This window comes from Faecalibacterium sp. AF10-46 (genome assembly GCF_003604105.1).
GTDB classification, from domain to species: domain Bacteria; phylum Bacillota; class Clostridia; order Oscillospirales; family Ruminococcaceae; genus Faecalibacterium; species Faecalibacterium taiwanense.
Map to the genome: position 1 here is coordinate 89,650 of NZ_QVGY01000005.1, position 14,979 is coordinate 104,628.

The following is a 14,979-nucleotide window of genomic DNA, read 5'->3' on the forward strand; positions in this document are numbered from 1 at the left end:
CTATGCGGTCTGCTTTTTACCGCGCAGCAGCAAAAACAGGGTCAGCACTGCGGTGAGCAGTTCCGATGCCGGGAACGCTGCCCACACACCATTCATGCCAAACAGGCGGCTCAGCACCAGCGAGCAGGCCACGATGGCCACCATGCCGCGGCAGATGGAGGTGACGGAGGCTTCCACCGGGCGGTCGGTCGCGCTCAGATAGCCCGCCGCCACGATGTTGAACCCGGCAAAGAAGTAGCCCACAAAGTACAGCCTCATGCCCATGTGGGCAAACTGGGCCATCTGGGCGGAGCTTTCGCTGTTGAACACGCCCACCAGTGCATCGGTAGCACCAAAGATGATGCCGTACAGCACCGCTGCCAGCACCAGTGCGGTGCAGCTGCCCAGGATGAGCAGCTTTCTGGCACCGACCTTGTCGCTTTTGCCGTAGCACTCGCTCACCAGCGGCTGCGCACCCTGTGCTACGCCGTTGAAGATGGCCGTTGCCACCAGCGCAAAGTTCGCCACCACACCATAGGCCGCCACGGCCACATTGCCCGCCAAACCCAGCAGCAGGAAGTTGAATACGGTGGTGGTAACGCCGGAGGACATCTCACCCACAAAGCCGGAGATGCCAAGCTGGCAGCTCTGGCCCAGCAGCCTTGCCGAGGGGCGCTGGCGCACGAACTGCACGCTGTTCTCCTTTTTAAAGAAGTGGCGGCTGCAGATGGAAATGCTGATGATGGGAGACGCGGCGGTGGCCAGCGCCGCACCGGCCAGCCCCAGACCCATGGGAAACATGAAAATATAGTCGAACACCACATTGAACAGGCTGCTGCTCAGGGTAGCCACCATGGCAAGTGAGGGGTCGCCGTCGTTGCGCACAAAGGCCGACACGATATAGTTGCACATGAAGAAGGGCGTGAACATAAGGAAGATACGGGCATACGGGATGCCCAGCGCCATGATCCCCGCGTCACCGCCCATCAGCCGCAGAAGGCCGCCGGGCGCAAAAATGCCCACCAACAGGAACGGCACGCTGAGCACACAGGCGCAGAAGATGGCATTGGAAAAATAGCGCTGGCAGCGCTCGTCTCCCTGCGCCTTGAGGATGGCATAGCGGGTGGCCGCGCCAAGGCCGACCATGGAGCCGACGGCAAAGATGAAGTTGTAGACCGGCAGGCAGAGGTTGAGCAGGGTCACACCGTCGGTACCCGCCGCCTGCGAGATGAAATAGGTATCGGCCAGAATGTAGCACGAAGTGCCCAGCAGGCCGAAGATATTCTGTGATACATATTTAAAGAACTGTTTTGTCAGGTTCATCCAAGTTCCCTTTCATGGCATTTTTTACGCATACCGGCATATTTTAGCACACCCCAAAATGCAAGTCAACACAAAAGCGCCCTATACCGCGCAAAAAAGCATTGACAGTCCGGGCTCTGGCCCTTACACTGGGAGCGGTCACAAAATCATCCCCCTCGCCGGGGGAAGTCTTTTATTACCAGCATCTTAATTTGGGAGGTTCTCTATGTCCGGCAGCACACTGTTTTCCATTGGCGAAGCACTCATCGATATGATCCCGTCCAAGGTGGGCTGTTCTTTTGACGAGGTTCCCTCGTTCAGCCCGCGCACTGGCGGCGCACCGGCCAACGTGTGCGCGGCCTTTGCCCGGCTGGGCGGCAAAAGTGCTTTTCTGAGCCAGCTGGGCGACGACCCCTTCGGCCACAAGATCGCCCGGGAATTGGAAGCCTGCGGCATCGACCTCTCCCATCTGGCCTTTACCGATAAGGCCAACACGGCCCTTGCCTTCGTCAGTCTGGAAGAGGACGGCAGCCGTACCTTCAGCTTCTACCGCAAGCCCTCGGCGGACCTGCTTTATTCTCCGGAGCAGATCGACCCGGCATGGTTCGCCGATGCCTTTGCCCTGCACTACTGCAGCGTATCACTGGTGGACAGCCCCATGCGCTACGCCCACCTTGCGGCCATCTCCGCCGCACGCGAAGCTGGTGCTATCGTCAGCTTTGACCCGAACCTGCGCTTCCCGCTCTGGCCGGACCGCGACATGCTGCGCGGGACCGTGCTGCAGTTCCTGCCGCTTTCCAATATCCTCAAAATTTCGGACGAAGAGCTGGAATTTCTCACCGGCACTGCGGACATTGAATCCGCCCTGCCGCAGCTGTTCGTGGGCGATGTGCAGCTGGTGCTGTACACCTGCGGCAGCAGCGGTGCCCACGCCTATACCCGCACCACCCACGGCTTTGCCCCCTGCCGGAAAGTCCGGGCTGTGGACACCACCGGCGCAGGCGACGGCTTCATCGGCTCGTTTTTGTGGCAGCTGGAACGTGACGGCGTGACACTGGAAAAACTGGCAAAGCTCAGCAAAACAAAGCTGAACGAATACCTTGCGTTTTCCAATCAGTTCTGCGGCATCAGCGTTCAGACGAATGGTGCCATCGACAGCTACCCCACCCTTGACCAGATGCAGTAAAGGATGCAAAAAGCCCTGCGTCCAGCACCGCAGGGCTTCTTTTCTATTTACAATTTGTAGTATTATGTCGTTATATTCCAGTTTTGTCCTGTTTCCGACATCTTTTCTGCCGGTTTAAGATTTGTTTATCCTTTGTACAAGCCTTGTTCTTATTCTCTGCCCGGTTCCATGTTACCATAAGGGCAAGAACAACAAGCAGGGAGGCTTTATCCATGTCCTTTGAATTTACCCTTCTGAATGCCTTGCAGGCTCTGCGCTGTCCGGTGCTGGATGCACTGGCGATGTTTTTCGATCAGGCCGGTGCCCACGGCGAGATCTGGATCGCCTTCACGGCGGTACTGCTGGCGTTCCGGCGCACCCGCCGGGCCGGGCTGGCCATGGCGTTGGCGCTGGGCCTTTATATGCTGGCGGGCCACTGCGCCCTAAAGCCGCTGTTCGCACGCCCGCGCCCCTGCGACCTCCGGCCGGAGATGCTCACGCTGGTGGCCCGGCCCCATGGCTGGTCCTTCCCTTCCGGACACACATCCTCCGCCTTTGCCGCTGCCTTTGCGCTCTGGCTGCAGAACCGCCGGCTCGGCGTCCCGGCTCTTGTGCTGGCCGGGTTCATCGGCTTCACGCGGATGTACCTGTATGTGCATTTTCCCACCGACATTCTGGGCGGCGTGGCACTGGGCCTTGCATTGGGGGCCTGCGGCTCCCTGCTGGCAGATAAGATCAGCAACAAATGGGCGAAACGCAGCGAAGTAAAACGAACTGTATAAACCAATTTCGTCTCGCACTTGTTCTCGCTTTGCTTTTTACATTCAGATGAAGTATATCGCTTCGATCCTATTCGTGAAAAAGAGCCTCGGAAAAATCCGCAGATTTTTCCGAGGCTCAACGAATTATAATAGAATTTCCGCTAAAACAGCCAAAGCGCACGCAGCGGCTATTCCCGATCGTTCTCTTGCATTCAGGTAAAAACAAAAGCAGCCAGCACCGTGGAAAGGAGGATAAAGCGGTGCTGGCTGCGGTATGAGAACTCCCGAACTTTGCGGCGGATCAGGAGGGATTTGGTAGTCTGTCCGCCGTCGTTGGCGATTGCCTGGCATAGGCGGGGGACAGTGTTTTAATAAGTACCTGCTGGGCTGTGCCAGATGCACCAGCCCCCGCAGATGAAAGCCCTTGTCGGCTTTGGGGAGATGTCTTTGCATCTCCCTGACTGCACCCTTATGTTACCAGACAATCATGGCATTTCTTTGTGGACTTTTTGAACAATTTGCAAATAGATTTTCAGGTGTTTTCAAAGGAGGCCCCGCGCATAAGCGTTGGGGCGGGACTGGAGTCCCGGGCTGTTCGCTGAGAAAGCTTCCTGCTGGCCTGCATTCATGCTTTTACTGCGCCCCGAAAAATTCCTTGGCGATGTCCGCGCTGCGCTTGGCATCCTTGGCGTACCAGTCCGCGCCGATCTTCTCGGCATATTCCGGCGTGAGCACCGCACCGCCCACCATGATCTTGCAGTCCAGGCCCGCTTCGTGCAGGGCGGCAATGGTTTCCTCCATGCTCTTGAGGGTAGTGGTCATCAGGGCCGAAAGGCCCACCAGATGCACATTCTTTTCCCGCACAGTGTTCACCACCGTCTCCACCGGCACATCACGGCCCAGATCGATCACCTCAAAGCCGTAGTTCTCCAGAATCACCTTGACGATGTTCTTGCCGATGTCGTGCACGTCGCCCTTGACGGTGGCCAGCACGATGCGGCCCTTGCTGGCGCTGCCCTCGCCCTTCTGGGCAATGACGTTCTTGATCTCCTCAAAGGCGCTCTGGGCCGCACTTGCGGCCTGCAGCAGCTGCGGCAGGAACAGCGTACCCTTCTCGTACTTGGCACCCACGATGTCCAGCGCCGGGATCAGTGCTTCGTCCACCACTTCCAGCGGCTGCTTTTCGGCCAGCAGTGCCTTGGTCTGGGCGGCAGCATCACCCTTCAGGCCCTTTTCCACCGCCTTCATCAGCAGGGCATAAGGGCCGGTAAGCTCTGCGCTCTCACCGGATGCCGAAGCCGCAGGCACCGCCTGCGCGGCCTGCCGGATGGCTGCGGATGCAGGCACACGATCGGCATACCGCTCAATGTACTTGGTGCTCTGCGGATCGCGGTTGGTCAGCACGTTGTAAGCATACACCGCCGCCATCATCTCCTCGCTGGAAGGGTTCATGATGGCAAGGTCCAGCCCGGCGTACATGGCCATGGTGAGGAAGGTGGTGTTCAGATAGGGGCGGCAGGGCAGGCCAAAGCTGATGTTGGACACGCCCAGAATGGTGCGCACCCCCAGCTCCTTCTTGCAGGCTTCCAGCGCCTGCACGGTGGCCAGAACGTCCTTCTGCTGGGCGCTGGCGGTCAGGGTCAGGCAGTCGATGTAGATGTCCTCCCGCGGGATGCCGGCGGCAAGGGCCGCCTCCGTGATGCGGCGGGCAATGGCCACCCGGTCCTCGGCGGCGGGCAGGATGCCCCGCTCATCGATGGCAAGGCCCACGATGGCCGCACCGTACTTTTTGCACAGGGGCAGGATCGCGTCCAGCTTTTCCTGCTCGCCGTTGGTGGAGTTGACGATGGGCTTGCCGTTATAAACGCGCAGGCCGTTTTCCAGCGCCTCCACATTGGAGGAATCCAGCTGCAGCGGCAGGCTGGTGACGCTCTGCAGGGCCTTGACCACCTTGGGCATCAGGGCAGGCTCGTCCACGCCGGGCGCACCCACGTTCACGTCCAGCACCTGAGCACCGGCTTCCACCTGACTGACCGCCTGCTCCAGAACGTAGTTCATATCCTCTTCCCGCAGTGCCTGCTGGAAGCGCTTTTTGCCGGTGGGGTTGATGCGCTCACCCACCACCGTGATGCCGTCCACGTTGACGAAATCCACCGGCGTACACAGCACCGAGGGCATTTTGTGGGCCGGACGGCCGGGTACGCAGCCTGCAAAAACGCTGTTCAGCAGCTTGATGAACTCCGGCGTGGTGCCGCAGCAGCCGCCCGCCGCAAACAGGTGCAGTTCCCGGTAGGGCTTCATTTCCATGGCGAAGAGCTGCGGGGTGATATCGTAGCCGCTGCCGTCGGCCCGGGGCAGGCCCGCATTGGGCTTGACGAACACCGGAAAGTCGCCGGGCACAGCCTCTGCCAGACGCTTTGCCATAGGGAAGATCTCCTTGGGGCCCAGTGAGCAGTTGATGCCCACCGCGTTGGCACCCAGGCCACGGGCGGTCACGCCGAAGCTTTCCACCGTGCAGCCGGTAAAGGTGCGCCCGCCGGCTTCAAAGCTCATGCTGGCTAAGATAGGCAGGCCGCTGTTTTCCTTTGCTGCCAGCAGAGCGGCTTTCAGCTCGTACAGATCGGTAAAGGTCTCAAAGAAAATGAGGTCGGCCCCGGCGGCAGCGCCTGCCCGGACGATGCGCGCATACTCGCTCACCGCATCCTCAAAGGCCAGCGTTCCGCTGGGTTCCAGCAGTTCTCCCAGCGGGCCGACATCCAGCGCGGTCAGGGCACCGTAGGGCGCACAGGCGCGCTTGCAGTTGGCGATGCCCGCCGCAATGATCTCTTCCAGACTGTAGGCGCTACCCGCCAGCTTGTGGGCCGATGCGCCAAAGGTGTTGGCGTTGACGATGCGGCTGCCCGCAGCGGCATACTTGGCATGGATGCTCTCGATCAGCTCCGGGTTCGTGATGTTCAGCTCCTCCGGCTTTGCACCCAGCTTCAGGCCCGAAGCCTGCAGCATGGTGCCCATGCCGCCATCCAGCAGGACGGTATTGCTCTGTTTGAAAAGTTCACTCGCTTGCACAGGTCTTTCCCCTCTTTCTATACTCACACCGGGTGCGCAGCACACAGTGGCCGCACCCGGCCAGTTTTCCCTTTACCGGGTGGCTGCTCAGACCCAGAACGGCCGTCACGCTCTTGCGCGGGGTCATCAGGTTGGTATCGGTCACACACAGGCCCGCCCGGCGCACCGTATCCAGCGCGTTTGCCACCAGCGGCTGTACTGCAATATCCCAGTCACCGTAGCCGGGCGAAAACCGCCCGGTCAAATACTTTCCCTCTTTTGCGGCCCACTGGCGCAGCTCTGCTTCGGCTGCGTCTGCGGCCTGCTCGGCCAGCGCGCTGCCCAGTGCGTCGGACGCAACGCCCGCCGCGATATCTCCCACACCGGCACGGCGGATCTGTGCATCCACGCCGGGGCCAAGGGTCACAGCCAGCAGCACCGCCTGCGGGCAGTTTTCCAGATGCTTCATCACATCCCCACCCCGCAGGATGCCTGCTTCGGCAAGGGCAGCCGTGTCCGCTTCCAGCCAGACCGCCCGGGGCGTTGCCGCCGCCAGCAGCGGCATGGCGCATGTTTCCAACAGGGTCATGGTGCGGTCGTCCGGTTCCCCTCTGGCCCCGAAATACCGCGCTGCCTGTGCTGTATCGATCGCCGCCGGTTTTGCCAGCACCAGCGGCTGCGGTGCACCGATCATCCGCCGCACCTCCTTGCTTTTTTGAAATAAAGTGGTCTTAAGTATACCGCACCTGTTGGATTTTATCAATCCCGCAGAGCGGCGGATAAAAGAAAACTCCCTCAGTCACAGCTCACGCCGTGTCAGCTCCCTCAAGGAGGGAGCTGGCTGTGAAGCAGACTGGGGGAGTTCGTTCTTTATTTGATGCAGCTGGAACAGGGCGTATAGCCTGCTTCCACGGCTTCCTGATAGCTGGAGAAGAGGATCTGATTCTTCTCTGCCGGCAGGTTCGGACAGGTAGGCAGATGGAACTTTTTGCTGTTCACATTGCCGATGTACGCCTGCTGGGCTGTGCTGGATGCCGCCGGGTCGGTGGGGTTCAGCGCGGGATCTGCCGCAAAGTGCTCGGTGCCCACGGTGTAGTTCTGGCCGTCACTGCCAATGGTGATGGTGCCCTGCAGGTCGGTGCGGTACACATCCACCCCGGCATCCCGCAGGATGCTCAGCGTTTCCTCGTGCGGGTGGCCGTACTTGTTGTTCACGCCGCAGGAGATGATGCCCATTTCCGGCAGCACTGCATTCAGGAAGAGGTAGCTGGTGGAGGTGCTGGAACCGTGGTGGCCCACCTGCAGAACATTGGCCCTGAGGTTGGCACCGCTGTTCACAAGGTCGGTCTCCGCAGTCTTTTCCATGTCGCCGGTCAGCAGGAAGCTGGTGGAGCCGTAGTCGATGCGCAGCACAATGGAGGTATCGTTGGTGTCGCTGTACTGTGCCACCGGGCCAAGCATGGTCACGGTAGCGCCGCCCAGCGGCCACATCGTGCCCACGGCGGGCACCTCTACCTGCAGGCCCTGCTGTTGGGTGTACTTGACAAAATCCTGAAAGCACTTGGTGGAGGCATCGGCCACCGGGCTGTACACATGGTACGCCGGGAAGTAGGCCAGTGCGGCAGCCAAGCCGCCTACATGATCCTCGTGCGCGTGGGAGCAGAACACATATTCCAGCTGTTCCACCCCCTGACTCTGCAGGTAAGAGACGATGAGACTGCCGTCGTCCACATTGCCGCCGTCGTAGAGCATGAACTGTCCGTCGCATTCCACCAGCACACTCAGCGCCTGACCCACATCGATGAAATGCACCTCCAGCGGTGCGTCCACCGTATCCACAGCCGCCGCAGCAGAAGCGGACGGGTTCGGCACTACATCGGCGCTTCCGCCCGGGACGGACGGCAGCCCGCTGCAGCCCGCAAGGCTCAGCACCAGTGCGGCGGCAGCGGCCAGCGCAGCAAGGCGCTGCCACAGGCCTTTCTTAGGCGCGTTTACTTTTTCTTCTTTCCAGTTTTCCACGTTGTGTTCTCTTTCTGTTGATCGTTTTTGGGCTTGCGCGCGGGTGCCGAATGGGGCGCAAAGCGTGCGCCGGGGCTGGGTGCACGGCCTGTCGGTGCAGCGGCACGGCTCTGGCCGTGGGCAGACTTGCCGTTATGGCCCTTCTGGTTCGGGCGCACCGTGTAGGTGCCATCGTTGTGGATAGTCACATCGGCGGCTTCGGCCCGGCGGGCAGAGCGCTGCACGGCGCGGCGGCCTGCGGCGGGCACCAGCAGGGGGATCAGGTCCTCCCGGTGGGTCATCTTCAGCGCCTTGACCACCTTTTCGGCGTTGCGAGGCTCGTAGTATTGCAGCAGTGCCCGCTGCAGCGCCTTGCCCTCGGGGGTCTTTTCCACAAACACCGGCTTCAGGGTGTAGGGGTCAAGGCCGGTGTAGAACATGCAGGTGCTCACAGTGCCGGGGGTGGGATAAAAATCCTGCACCTGTTCCGGGCGCATGTGGTTTTTGTAAAGATATTCTGCCAGATAGACCGCATCCTTGAGAGTGCTGCCCGGGTGACTGGACATCAGATAGGGCACGAGGTACTGCTTTTTGCCGGCCTTTTTGCTCAGCTCATAGAACTTATCCTTGAACTTGTTGAAGGTCTCGATGGGCGGCTTGCCCATGTAGGCCAGCGTGTTGGGGGCACAGTGCTCCGGAGCCACCTTCAGCTGGCCGGACACATGGTACTCTACCAGTTCCTTGAAGAAGGTGTCGTCCGGGTCGGCCATCAGGTAGTCGAACCGGATACCGCTGCGGATGAACACCTTTTTCACGCCCGGCAGCTCCCGCACCCGGCGCAGGATCTTCAGGTAGTCGCTGTGGTCCACGATCATGTGGGAGCAGGTGGTGGGGGCAAGACAGTGCTTGCCGCCGGTGCACATGCCCCGCAGCATCTGCTCCCGGCAGGAGGGAAAGCGGAAGTTTGCGGTGGGGCCGCCCACATCGTGGATGTAGCCCTTGAAATCCGGCTCGTGGGTCATGCGCTCGGCTTCTGCCACGATGCTGTCCGCGCTGCGGCTGGTGACACGCCGCCCCTGATGCAGCTGGATGGCGCAGAAGTTGCAGCCGCCGAAGCAGCCGCGGTTCTGGATGATGGAGAACTGCACCTCCCGGATGGCGGGCACTCCGCCCATGCTCTCGTAGATGGGGTGGTAACGGCGGGTGTAGGGCAGAGCGTAGACCTTATCCAGCTCCCCGCGCACCAGCGGCTTTGCGGGGATGTTCTGCACCAGATACTTTTCGCTCTGCTTCTGCACGATGATCTGGCCGCTGACCACGTCCTGATTGTCCATCTGGATGCGGCAGGCCTTGGCATACGCCGTCTTATCCGACGCCACCTTTTTAAAGCCTGCGCACTCCACGTAGCGCTCGGGCAGATGGTCGAAGTCGGTCATGTAACAGGTGCCGTCCACGTCCGTGATGCTCTCCACCGGTTCCCCGGCGGCAAGGCGGCGGGCGATCTCCACAGTCTGGTGCTCGCCCATGCCAAAGCTGATGATGTCCGCGCCGGAATCCTCGGCGATGCTGGGCAGCACGGTGTCCAGCCAGTAGTCATAGTGGGCAAAGCGGCGCAGAGAAGCTTCCAGACCACCTAAGATCACCGGCAGGTCGGGATAGGCCTGCTTGGCAAGGCGGGTGTACACGGTGGCGCTGCGGTCCGGGCGTGCGCCGCCCTTGCCACCGGGGGAATATTCGTCCTCGGCGCGGGGGATCTTTGCCACGGAATAGTGGCTGACCATGCTGTCCACGTTGCCGCCGCCGATGAAGAAGCCGTACTTCGGCTTGCCGAACCGCTTGAAGTCCTCGCAGTCGGTGTAGCGTGGCTGGGCCAGCACGCCGATCTTATAGCCCTCGGCTTCCAGCAGACGGCTGATGATGGCAGTGCCAAAGCTGGGGTGGTCCACATAGGCATCGCCGCCCACCACCACAAAGTCCAGCTGCTCCCACCCGCGGGCCTCCATATCGGCCCGGCTGATGGGAAGAAATTCGGTGTAGATCTTTGGGGAAGAGTTGTCCATAATACTCCTTATCTTTATGTTTCATCCGGTTGGTTCATCTGCATTTCCAGCCACTGCTGGCGGCTGATAAGCACAGCGCGGGGCTTGGCGCCCTCGTAGGGTCCGATGATGCCTTTTTGTTCCATCTCGTCCATGATACGGGCCGCGCGGGCGTAGCCTAGCTTGCAGCGGCGCTGCAGCAGGCTGGTGGAGGCCTGGCCGGCATCGATGACCACCTCCACGGCCTGCTTGAACATCGGGTCGGTATCGGGATCCTCGTCGGAGTCCGCGCCGCTGCTGCCCTTCTTGCCGTCCTGAATGGCGTGCTTTTCCATGGCTTCGATCATAGCTTCGTCATACTGCACGGTGCCGCTCTGCTTGATGAAGTCCAGCACACGGCTGATTTCCTCATCCCGCACGAAAGTGCCCTGAATACGGGTAGGCTTGGGCGCACCCACGGGCATGAACAGCATATCACCCATGCCCAGCAGCTTTTCGGCACCGGAGCCATCCAGAATAGTGCGGCTGTCCACCTGACTGGACACTGCAAATGCGATGCGGCTGGGGATGTTGGCCTTGATCAGGCCAGTGATCACGTCCACGCTGGGGCGCTGGGTGGCTACGATCAGGTGCATACCGGCGGCGCGGGCCTTCTGGGCGATGCGGCAGATGGAGTCCTCCACATCCTTGCCCACCACCATCATCAGGTCGGCCAGCTCGTCGATGATAATGGCGATGTATGGCATTTTTTCCAGATCAGGCCGTTCTGCGGCCAGCTTGTTGAAAGACTTGATGTCGCGCACATTGTTCTCTGCAAACAGATGATAGCGGCGCTCCATCTCCTGCACGGCACTGCCCAGCGCACCGGCAGCCTTTTTCGGCTCGGTGACCACCGGCATCAGCAGGTGGGGAATGCCGTTGTACTCGGCCAGCTCCACCACCTTGGGGTCGATCAGCAGCAGCTTCACGTCCTCCGGGCTGGAGCGGAACAACAGGCTCATAATGATGCTGTTCACGCACACGGATTTACCGCTGCCGGTGCTGCCTGCAATGAGCAGATGGGGCATCTTGCACAGGTCTGCCACCTGTGCCACACCGGCAATGTCTTTGCCAAGCGCAATGCCCAAGGGTGAAGTCATGCGCAAAAAGCTCTGGCTCTCGAACACGCTGCGGATATACACCGGGGTCTTTTTGTGGTTGGGCACTTCAATGCCCACGGCAGGCTTGCCGGGGATGGGCGCCTCCATACGCACATCCGCCACCGCAAGGTTCAGGGCGATATCGTCTGCCAGCGAGGTGATGCGGCTGATCTTGACACCCGCCATGGGCTGCACCTCGTACCGGGTGACGGAGGGGCCCCGGGAGATATCCAGCACACGGGTGCGCACGCCAAAGCTTTCCAGCGTGTCCACCAGCTTCTGGGCGTTGGCTTTCAGCTCTTCCTGCGCGCCGGGGTCGGTCTCGTCCTGCGATTTTTCAAACAGCTCAATGGGCGGATACTGGTACTGATAAGTATCCACCGGTTCGGTCTCGTCCACAGGGGCCGCTGCCGCGGCCTGCTCGGAAGCGGCAGGCTTTTCCATTGCCGCTGCCACCAGCGTGCTGATATCCTTTTCCTCCACCGGTTCGCTGGTAATGCTGATCCAGCCGTCCTCGTCGGGCGTGCCGCGCATGGCAACGGCGTTTTCGGCGCTCACCCGGGCGGGTGCCGCCGGGACTGCGGGCTGGATGGGCACGGCGGGCATCTCCGGCGTGACTGCCGCTGCCGGGCTTTCCGGCTGGGCCGTCGGCATTGCCGGGGTCATGACCGGAGTATCAAAGCTTTCCGCTGCCGCAGGCTGCACCGGCTGTGCAGCCTTTGCAAAGAAATCGGATGCATCGGTCTCCACCGCGTCCTGTACGATGGGCTGCGGGGCAGGTCTGGGGGCCGGGCGCAGCGGGTTCTGCCCAAAGGTGCCGCCCGGGCCCACGATGAGCGGCTCGATGGGTTCGCTGCCGCCCTCCTTCACCTCAGTGTGGTCGGGGCCAAGGTCTACGTCAAAGGAAGCCCGGGGCCGGGATACCCGTACCTGCACCGGCGTGATGGCCGGGGCAGCAGGCTCCGGCTGGGCAAGCGGCTGGCCGGAAGTATCTGCGGGCGGCTCCGGCTGTGGGGCGGCCTCCGGCTCCTCTGCCTCCATCTCTTCGGTCACCTTGTGGCCCCAGTGGCGGATGCCGTTCAGCCAGTCCGGCACACCGATGCGGAAAGCCGGAGTTTCCATCTCCTCTTCGGCATCTTCCTCATCCCGGTATTCATCTTCTGCTTCGTCGTAGTCTTCCTCAGCCTCGGCTTCTGCCGCGCGGGCAGCGGCACGTTCAGCGCGGCGGGCTGCGCTCTGCTGCGCCATGGCCGCACCCTTTGCGTGCACGCCGCCAAACGCAGCGCACAGCCACTGCCACACCTCTGCCGGGGTCAGATCAAAAATGTACAGGCTGACACACAGTGCCAGCACGATCATGATAAGGGTTGCCGCAGGCCGTCCGCACAGCAGCAGCAGGCTGCCGCCCAGCAGTGCGCCCAACGCACCGCCGCCGATCCATGCATTCACGCCGTTTGCGTAGCAGGCAGCCGTCATCTGAAATGCCGACATGCCCTGCGGCTGGATATCGGAAAAAACGATCACCGTGCCGCAGGCAAACACCAGCCCAAGAACCAGCTTGAAGATCTTGGGCAGAAGGTCTTCGCCCCGGGTATACTGCACAGCAAGGCAACACACTGCCGCGCCCAGCACAAAGCTGCCGCAGCCAAAAAGTCCGAACAGCACATCGTGCAGGGCCTTCCATGCCGAATCTCCCTCCACAAAGGCCAGCACCACCAGCAAAAGGCCTGCAAACAGGGTGCCAAGCCCCGCCGGAAGCCGCTGCTCGGCCCGCTTTTTGCGCGATGCTGCGCGCCGTGTTGTCGTTTTACGTTTTTTTGTTGCCATGTTTCTTTGTTCCCCGCGTTTGTAGTAGACACACTATTTGATTTTATTATTGTACCACGCAGGGAAGAAAATGGCAAACCTATTGTTGTACAAAATCGGCCTTCATTTGCGTTCGATCTCTTTATACAGCCACGCCAGCGCATCCGAAAGCCCGCCCAGCTCGTCGATGAGCTTTTCCTTCACGGCCCGGCGTCCATCTAGCACGGTGCCCATGTCCATCACCAGCTCGCCGGTGTGGAGCATCAGGTCGGTGTAGCGTTTTTCGGTCATGCCGCTGTGGGCCGCTACGAAGCCGGTGATGCGCTGCTGCATCTGCTCAAAGCTGCGCATGGTCTGCGGCACCCCCAGAATGACACCGGAATGCCGCACCGGGTGCACGGTCATGGTGGCTGTGGGCACGATGAAGCTGCGCCGGGCGCTGACGGCAAGCGGGATGCCGATGGAGTGCCCACCGCCCAGCACAAGCGTTGCACTGGGTTTGGACACGCTGGCGATCAGCTCCGCCAGCGCAAGGCCTGCTTCCACATCACCACCTACCGTGTTCAGCAACACCAGAAGACCTTCGATGCGAGGATCTTCCTGCGCGGCCACCAGCTGCGGGATCACATGCTCATACTTCGTGGTCTTCTGGCCCTGCGGCGCTTCCGAATGGCCTTCGATCTGGCCGATGACGGTCAGGCAGTGGATCACATGCTCCCCGCGGGCCAGCGTGACCGTGCCCAGATCTTCGATCTCTTCCTTTTCCAGCCGACGCTCGTCGGTCAGCTGCGTTTCATCGTTCATATGCTTTCCTCCTGCGTTTTCTGTCAGCATTCCCCAGCCTGTGCCGGGCTATGCAGACTCGCTGCAGCAAAAAAGCGGTAACATTTCATAAAATTTTTTTGAGAATGATTTGACATTCTCCATCGGTGCAGTATACTTTAAATAATTGATTGTAATATCTGCAATATGAACCCGTAAACGGATCGGGGTTTCTCTGCGCCGCATCTGTAAAGCAGGCAGCTGCGGCAAGTACTGCGATAGAGCGAAAGGAGAAAGTATTCTATGAACACCCCTGCAAAGGCTTCACTTCCCGTTATCAAGCGTCTTCCCAAATATTACCGCTATCTGCGCTCTCTGCAGGTGGACGGCATCAACAGCATTTCTTCCCGCGAGCTGGCTGCTCAGATGGGCACCACCGCTTCGCAGGTACGGCAGGACTTCAACTGCATCGGCGATGTGAATGGCCGGCAGGGCATCGGCTACTCGGTGGAAAACCTGCTCTCCATTCTGGAAGGCCTGCTGTTCGGCAACGGTGACCGCCTGCCCACCATCCTGATCGGCTGCGGCCGTCTGGGCAAGGCAGTGAGCCGCTTTATCACCACCGATACCAACGGCTACCGCCTGATCGCCGCCTTTGATGTGGCACAGAGCGAGGTAGGCAAGGAGATCAGCGGCATCCAGATCCGCCATATCGACGAGCTGGAGTCTTTCTGTGCCGAGCATCACCCCAAGGTCGCAGTGCTCTGTGTGCCCCGCGATGGTGCGGAACAGGTCAGCGGCCGTCTGGTAGATCTGGGCATCGAGGGCTTCTGGAACTTCTCCCACTATGACCTCTCTGTGCCGTATCCCGATGTGGTGGTGGAGAATGTCCATCTGGGCGACAGCCTGATGAGCCTTGGCTACCGCCTGCGCAATCAGGACTGAAGATACCTGTTATAAGGAACAAGAGTAATAAAAGGACC

The 14,979-nt window shown here is 60.6% G+C and carries 10 protein-coding genes; 3 read left to right on the top strand and 7 right to left on the bottom strand.

Features of this window, described 5'->3' with window-relative positions:
* Positions 1–1,302: an MATE family efflux transporter gene (locus DWV57_RS07325; protein ID WP_120020390.1), complete on the bottom strand. Its 1,302-nt coding sequence runs from the start codon at positions 1,300–1,302 to the stop codon at positions 1–3.
* A gap of 205 nt (positions 1,303–1,507) precedes the next feature.
* On the opposite strand from DWV57_RS07325, the gene DWV57_RS07330 reads away from it, so the two are divergent.
* Together DWV57_RS07330 and DWV57_RS07335 are read left to right on the top strand one after the other, a co-directional pair.
* Positions 1,508–2,467 carry a carbohydrate kinase gene (locus DWV57_RS07330; protein WP_120020391.1) on the top strand — a complete coding sequence of 320 codons (960 nt, stop codon included), beginning with the start codon at positions 1,508–1,510 and terminating at the stop codon, positions 2,465–2,467.
* Positions 2,468–2,679: 212 nt separating this feature from the next.
* A complete protein-coding gene (locus tag DWV57_RS07335) occupies positions 2,680–3,228 on the top strand; it encodes a phosphatase PAP2 family protein (RefSeq protein WP_120020392.1) in 549 nt (182 codons plus the stop codon).
* A gap of 612 nt (positions 3,229–3,840) precedes the next feature.
* On the opposite strand, the gene DWV57_RS07340 is transcribed toward DWV57_RS07335, so the two are convergent.
* From DWV57_RS07340 to DWV57_RS07365, 6 genes are all read right to left on the bottom strand, one after another.
* A complete protein-coding gene (locus DWV57_RS07340; RefSeq protein WP_120020393.1) occupies positions 3,841–6,273 on the bottom strand; it encodes a homocysteine S-methyltransferase family protein in 2,433 nt (810 codons plus the stop codon).
* Positions 6,260–6,946: a methionine synthase gene (locus DWV57_RS07345; protein WP_097777242.1), complete on the bottom strand. Its 687-nt coding sequence runs from the start codon at positions 6,944–6,946 to the stop codon at positions 6,260–6,262. The genes DWV57_RS07340 and DWV57_RS07345 overlap by 14 nt, the downstream gene beginning before the upstream one ends.
* A gap of 176 nt (positions 6,947–7,122) precedes the next feature.
* Entirely contained in the window at positions 7,123–8,271 is a 1,149-nt protein-coding gene (locus DWV57_RS07350) for an MBL fold metallo-hydrolase (RefSeq protein ID WP_120020394.1), read from the bottom strand.
* Positions 8,244–10,310, bottom strand: coding sequence for a YgiQ family radical SAM protein (locus DWV57_RS07355; RefSeq protein ID WP_118526713.1), 2,067 nt, complete (start codon positions 10,308–10,310; stop codon positions 8,244–8,246). The genes DWV57_RS07350 and DWV57_RS07355 overlap by 28 nt, the downstream gene beginning before the upstream one ends.
* A gap of 14 nt (positions 10,311–10,324) precedes the next feature.
* Entirely contained in the window at positions 10,325–13,255 is a 2,931-nt protein-coding gene (locus tag DWV57_RS07360; RefSeq protein ID WP_120020395.1) for a DNA translocase FtsK, read from the bottom strand.
* A 102-nt stretch (positions 13,256–13,357) separates the two neighbouring features.
* Positions 13,358–14,038 (bottom strand): ATP-dependent Clp protease proteolytic subunit, encoded by a 681-nt coding sequence (locus tag DWV57_RS07365; protein WP_120020396.1) that lies wholly within the window; start codon positions 14,036–14,038, stop codon positions 13,358–13,360.
* Between the two features lie 261 nt (positions 14,039–14,299).
* Here DWV57_RS07365 and DWV57_RS07370 point away from each other — a divergent pair, with 261 nt between their 5' ends.
* Positions 14,300–14,941 carry a redox-sensing transcriptional repressor Rex gene (locus DWV57_RS07370; protein WP_097777237.1) on the top strand — a complete coding sequence of 214 codons (642 nt, stop codon included), beginning with the start codon at positions 14,300–14,302 and terminating at the stop codon, positions 14,939–14,941.
* Positions 14,942–14,979: the final 38 nt, after the last annotated feature.

What these genes read in the sequence shown, in the direction of transcription:
- DWV57_RS07325 (WP_120020390.1), bottom strand. Translation starts at nt 1,302, where the DNA reads ATGAACCTGACAAAACAGTTCTTTAAATATGTATCACAGAATATCTTC.
- DWV57_RS07330 (WP_120020391.1), top strand. Translation starts at nt 1,508, where the DNA reads ATGTCCGGCAGCACACTGTTTTCCATTGGCGAAGCACTCATCGATATG.
- DWV57_RS07335 (WP_120020392.1), top strand. Translation starts at nt 2,680, where the DNA reads ATGTCCTTTGAATTTACCCTTCTGAATGCCTTGCAGGCTCTGCGCTGT.
- DWV57_RS07345 (WP_097777242.1), bottom strand. Translation starts at nt 6,946, where the DNA reads ATGATCGGTGCACCGCAGCCGCTGGTGCTGGCAAAACCGGCGGCGATC.
- DWV57_RS07355 (WP_118526713.1), bottom strand. Translation starts at nt 10,310, where the DNA reads ATGGACAACTCTTCCCCAAAGATCTACACCGAATTTCTTCCCATCAGC.
- DWV57_RS07360 (WP_120020395.1), bottom strand. Translation starts at nt 13,255, where the DNA reads ATGGCAACAAAAAAACGTAAAACGACAACACGGCGCGCAGCATCGCGC.
- DWV57_RS07365 (WP_120020396.1), bottom strand. Translation starts at nt 14,038, where the DNA reads ATGAACGATGAAACGCAGCTGACCGACGAGCGTCGGCTGGAAAAGGAA.
- DWV57_RS07370 (WP_097777237.1), top strand. Translation starts at nt 14,300, where the DNA reads ATGAACACCCCTGCAAAGGCTTCACTTCCCGTTATCAAGCGTCTTCCC.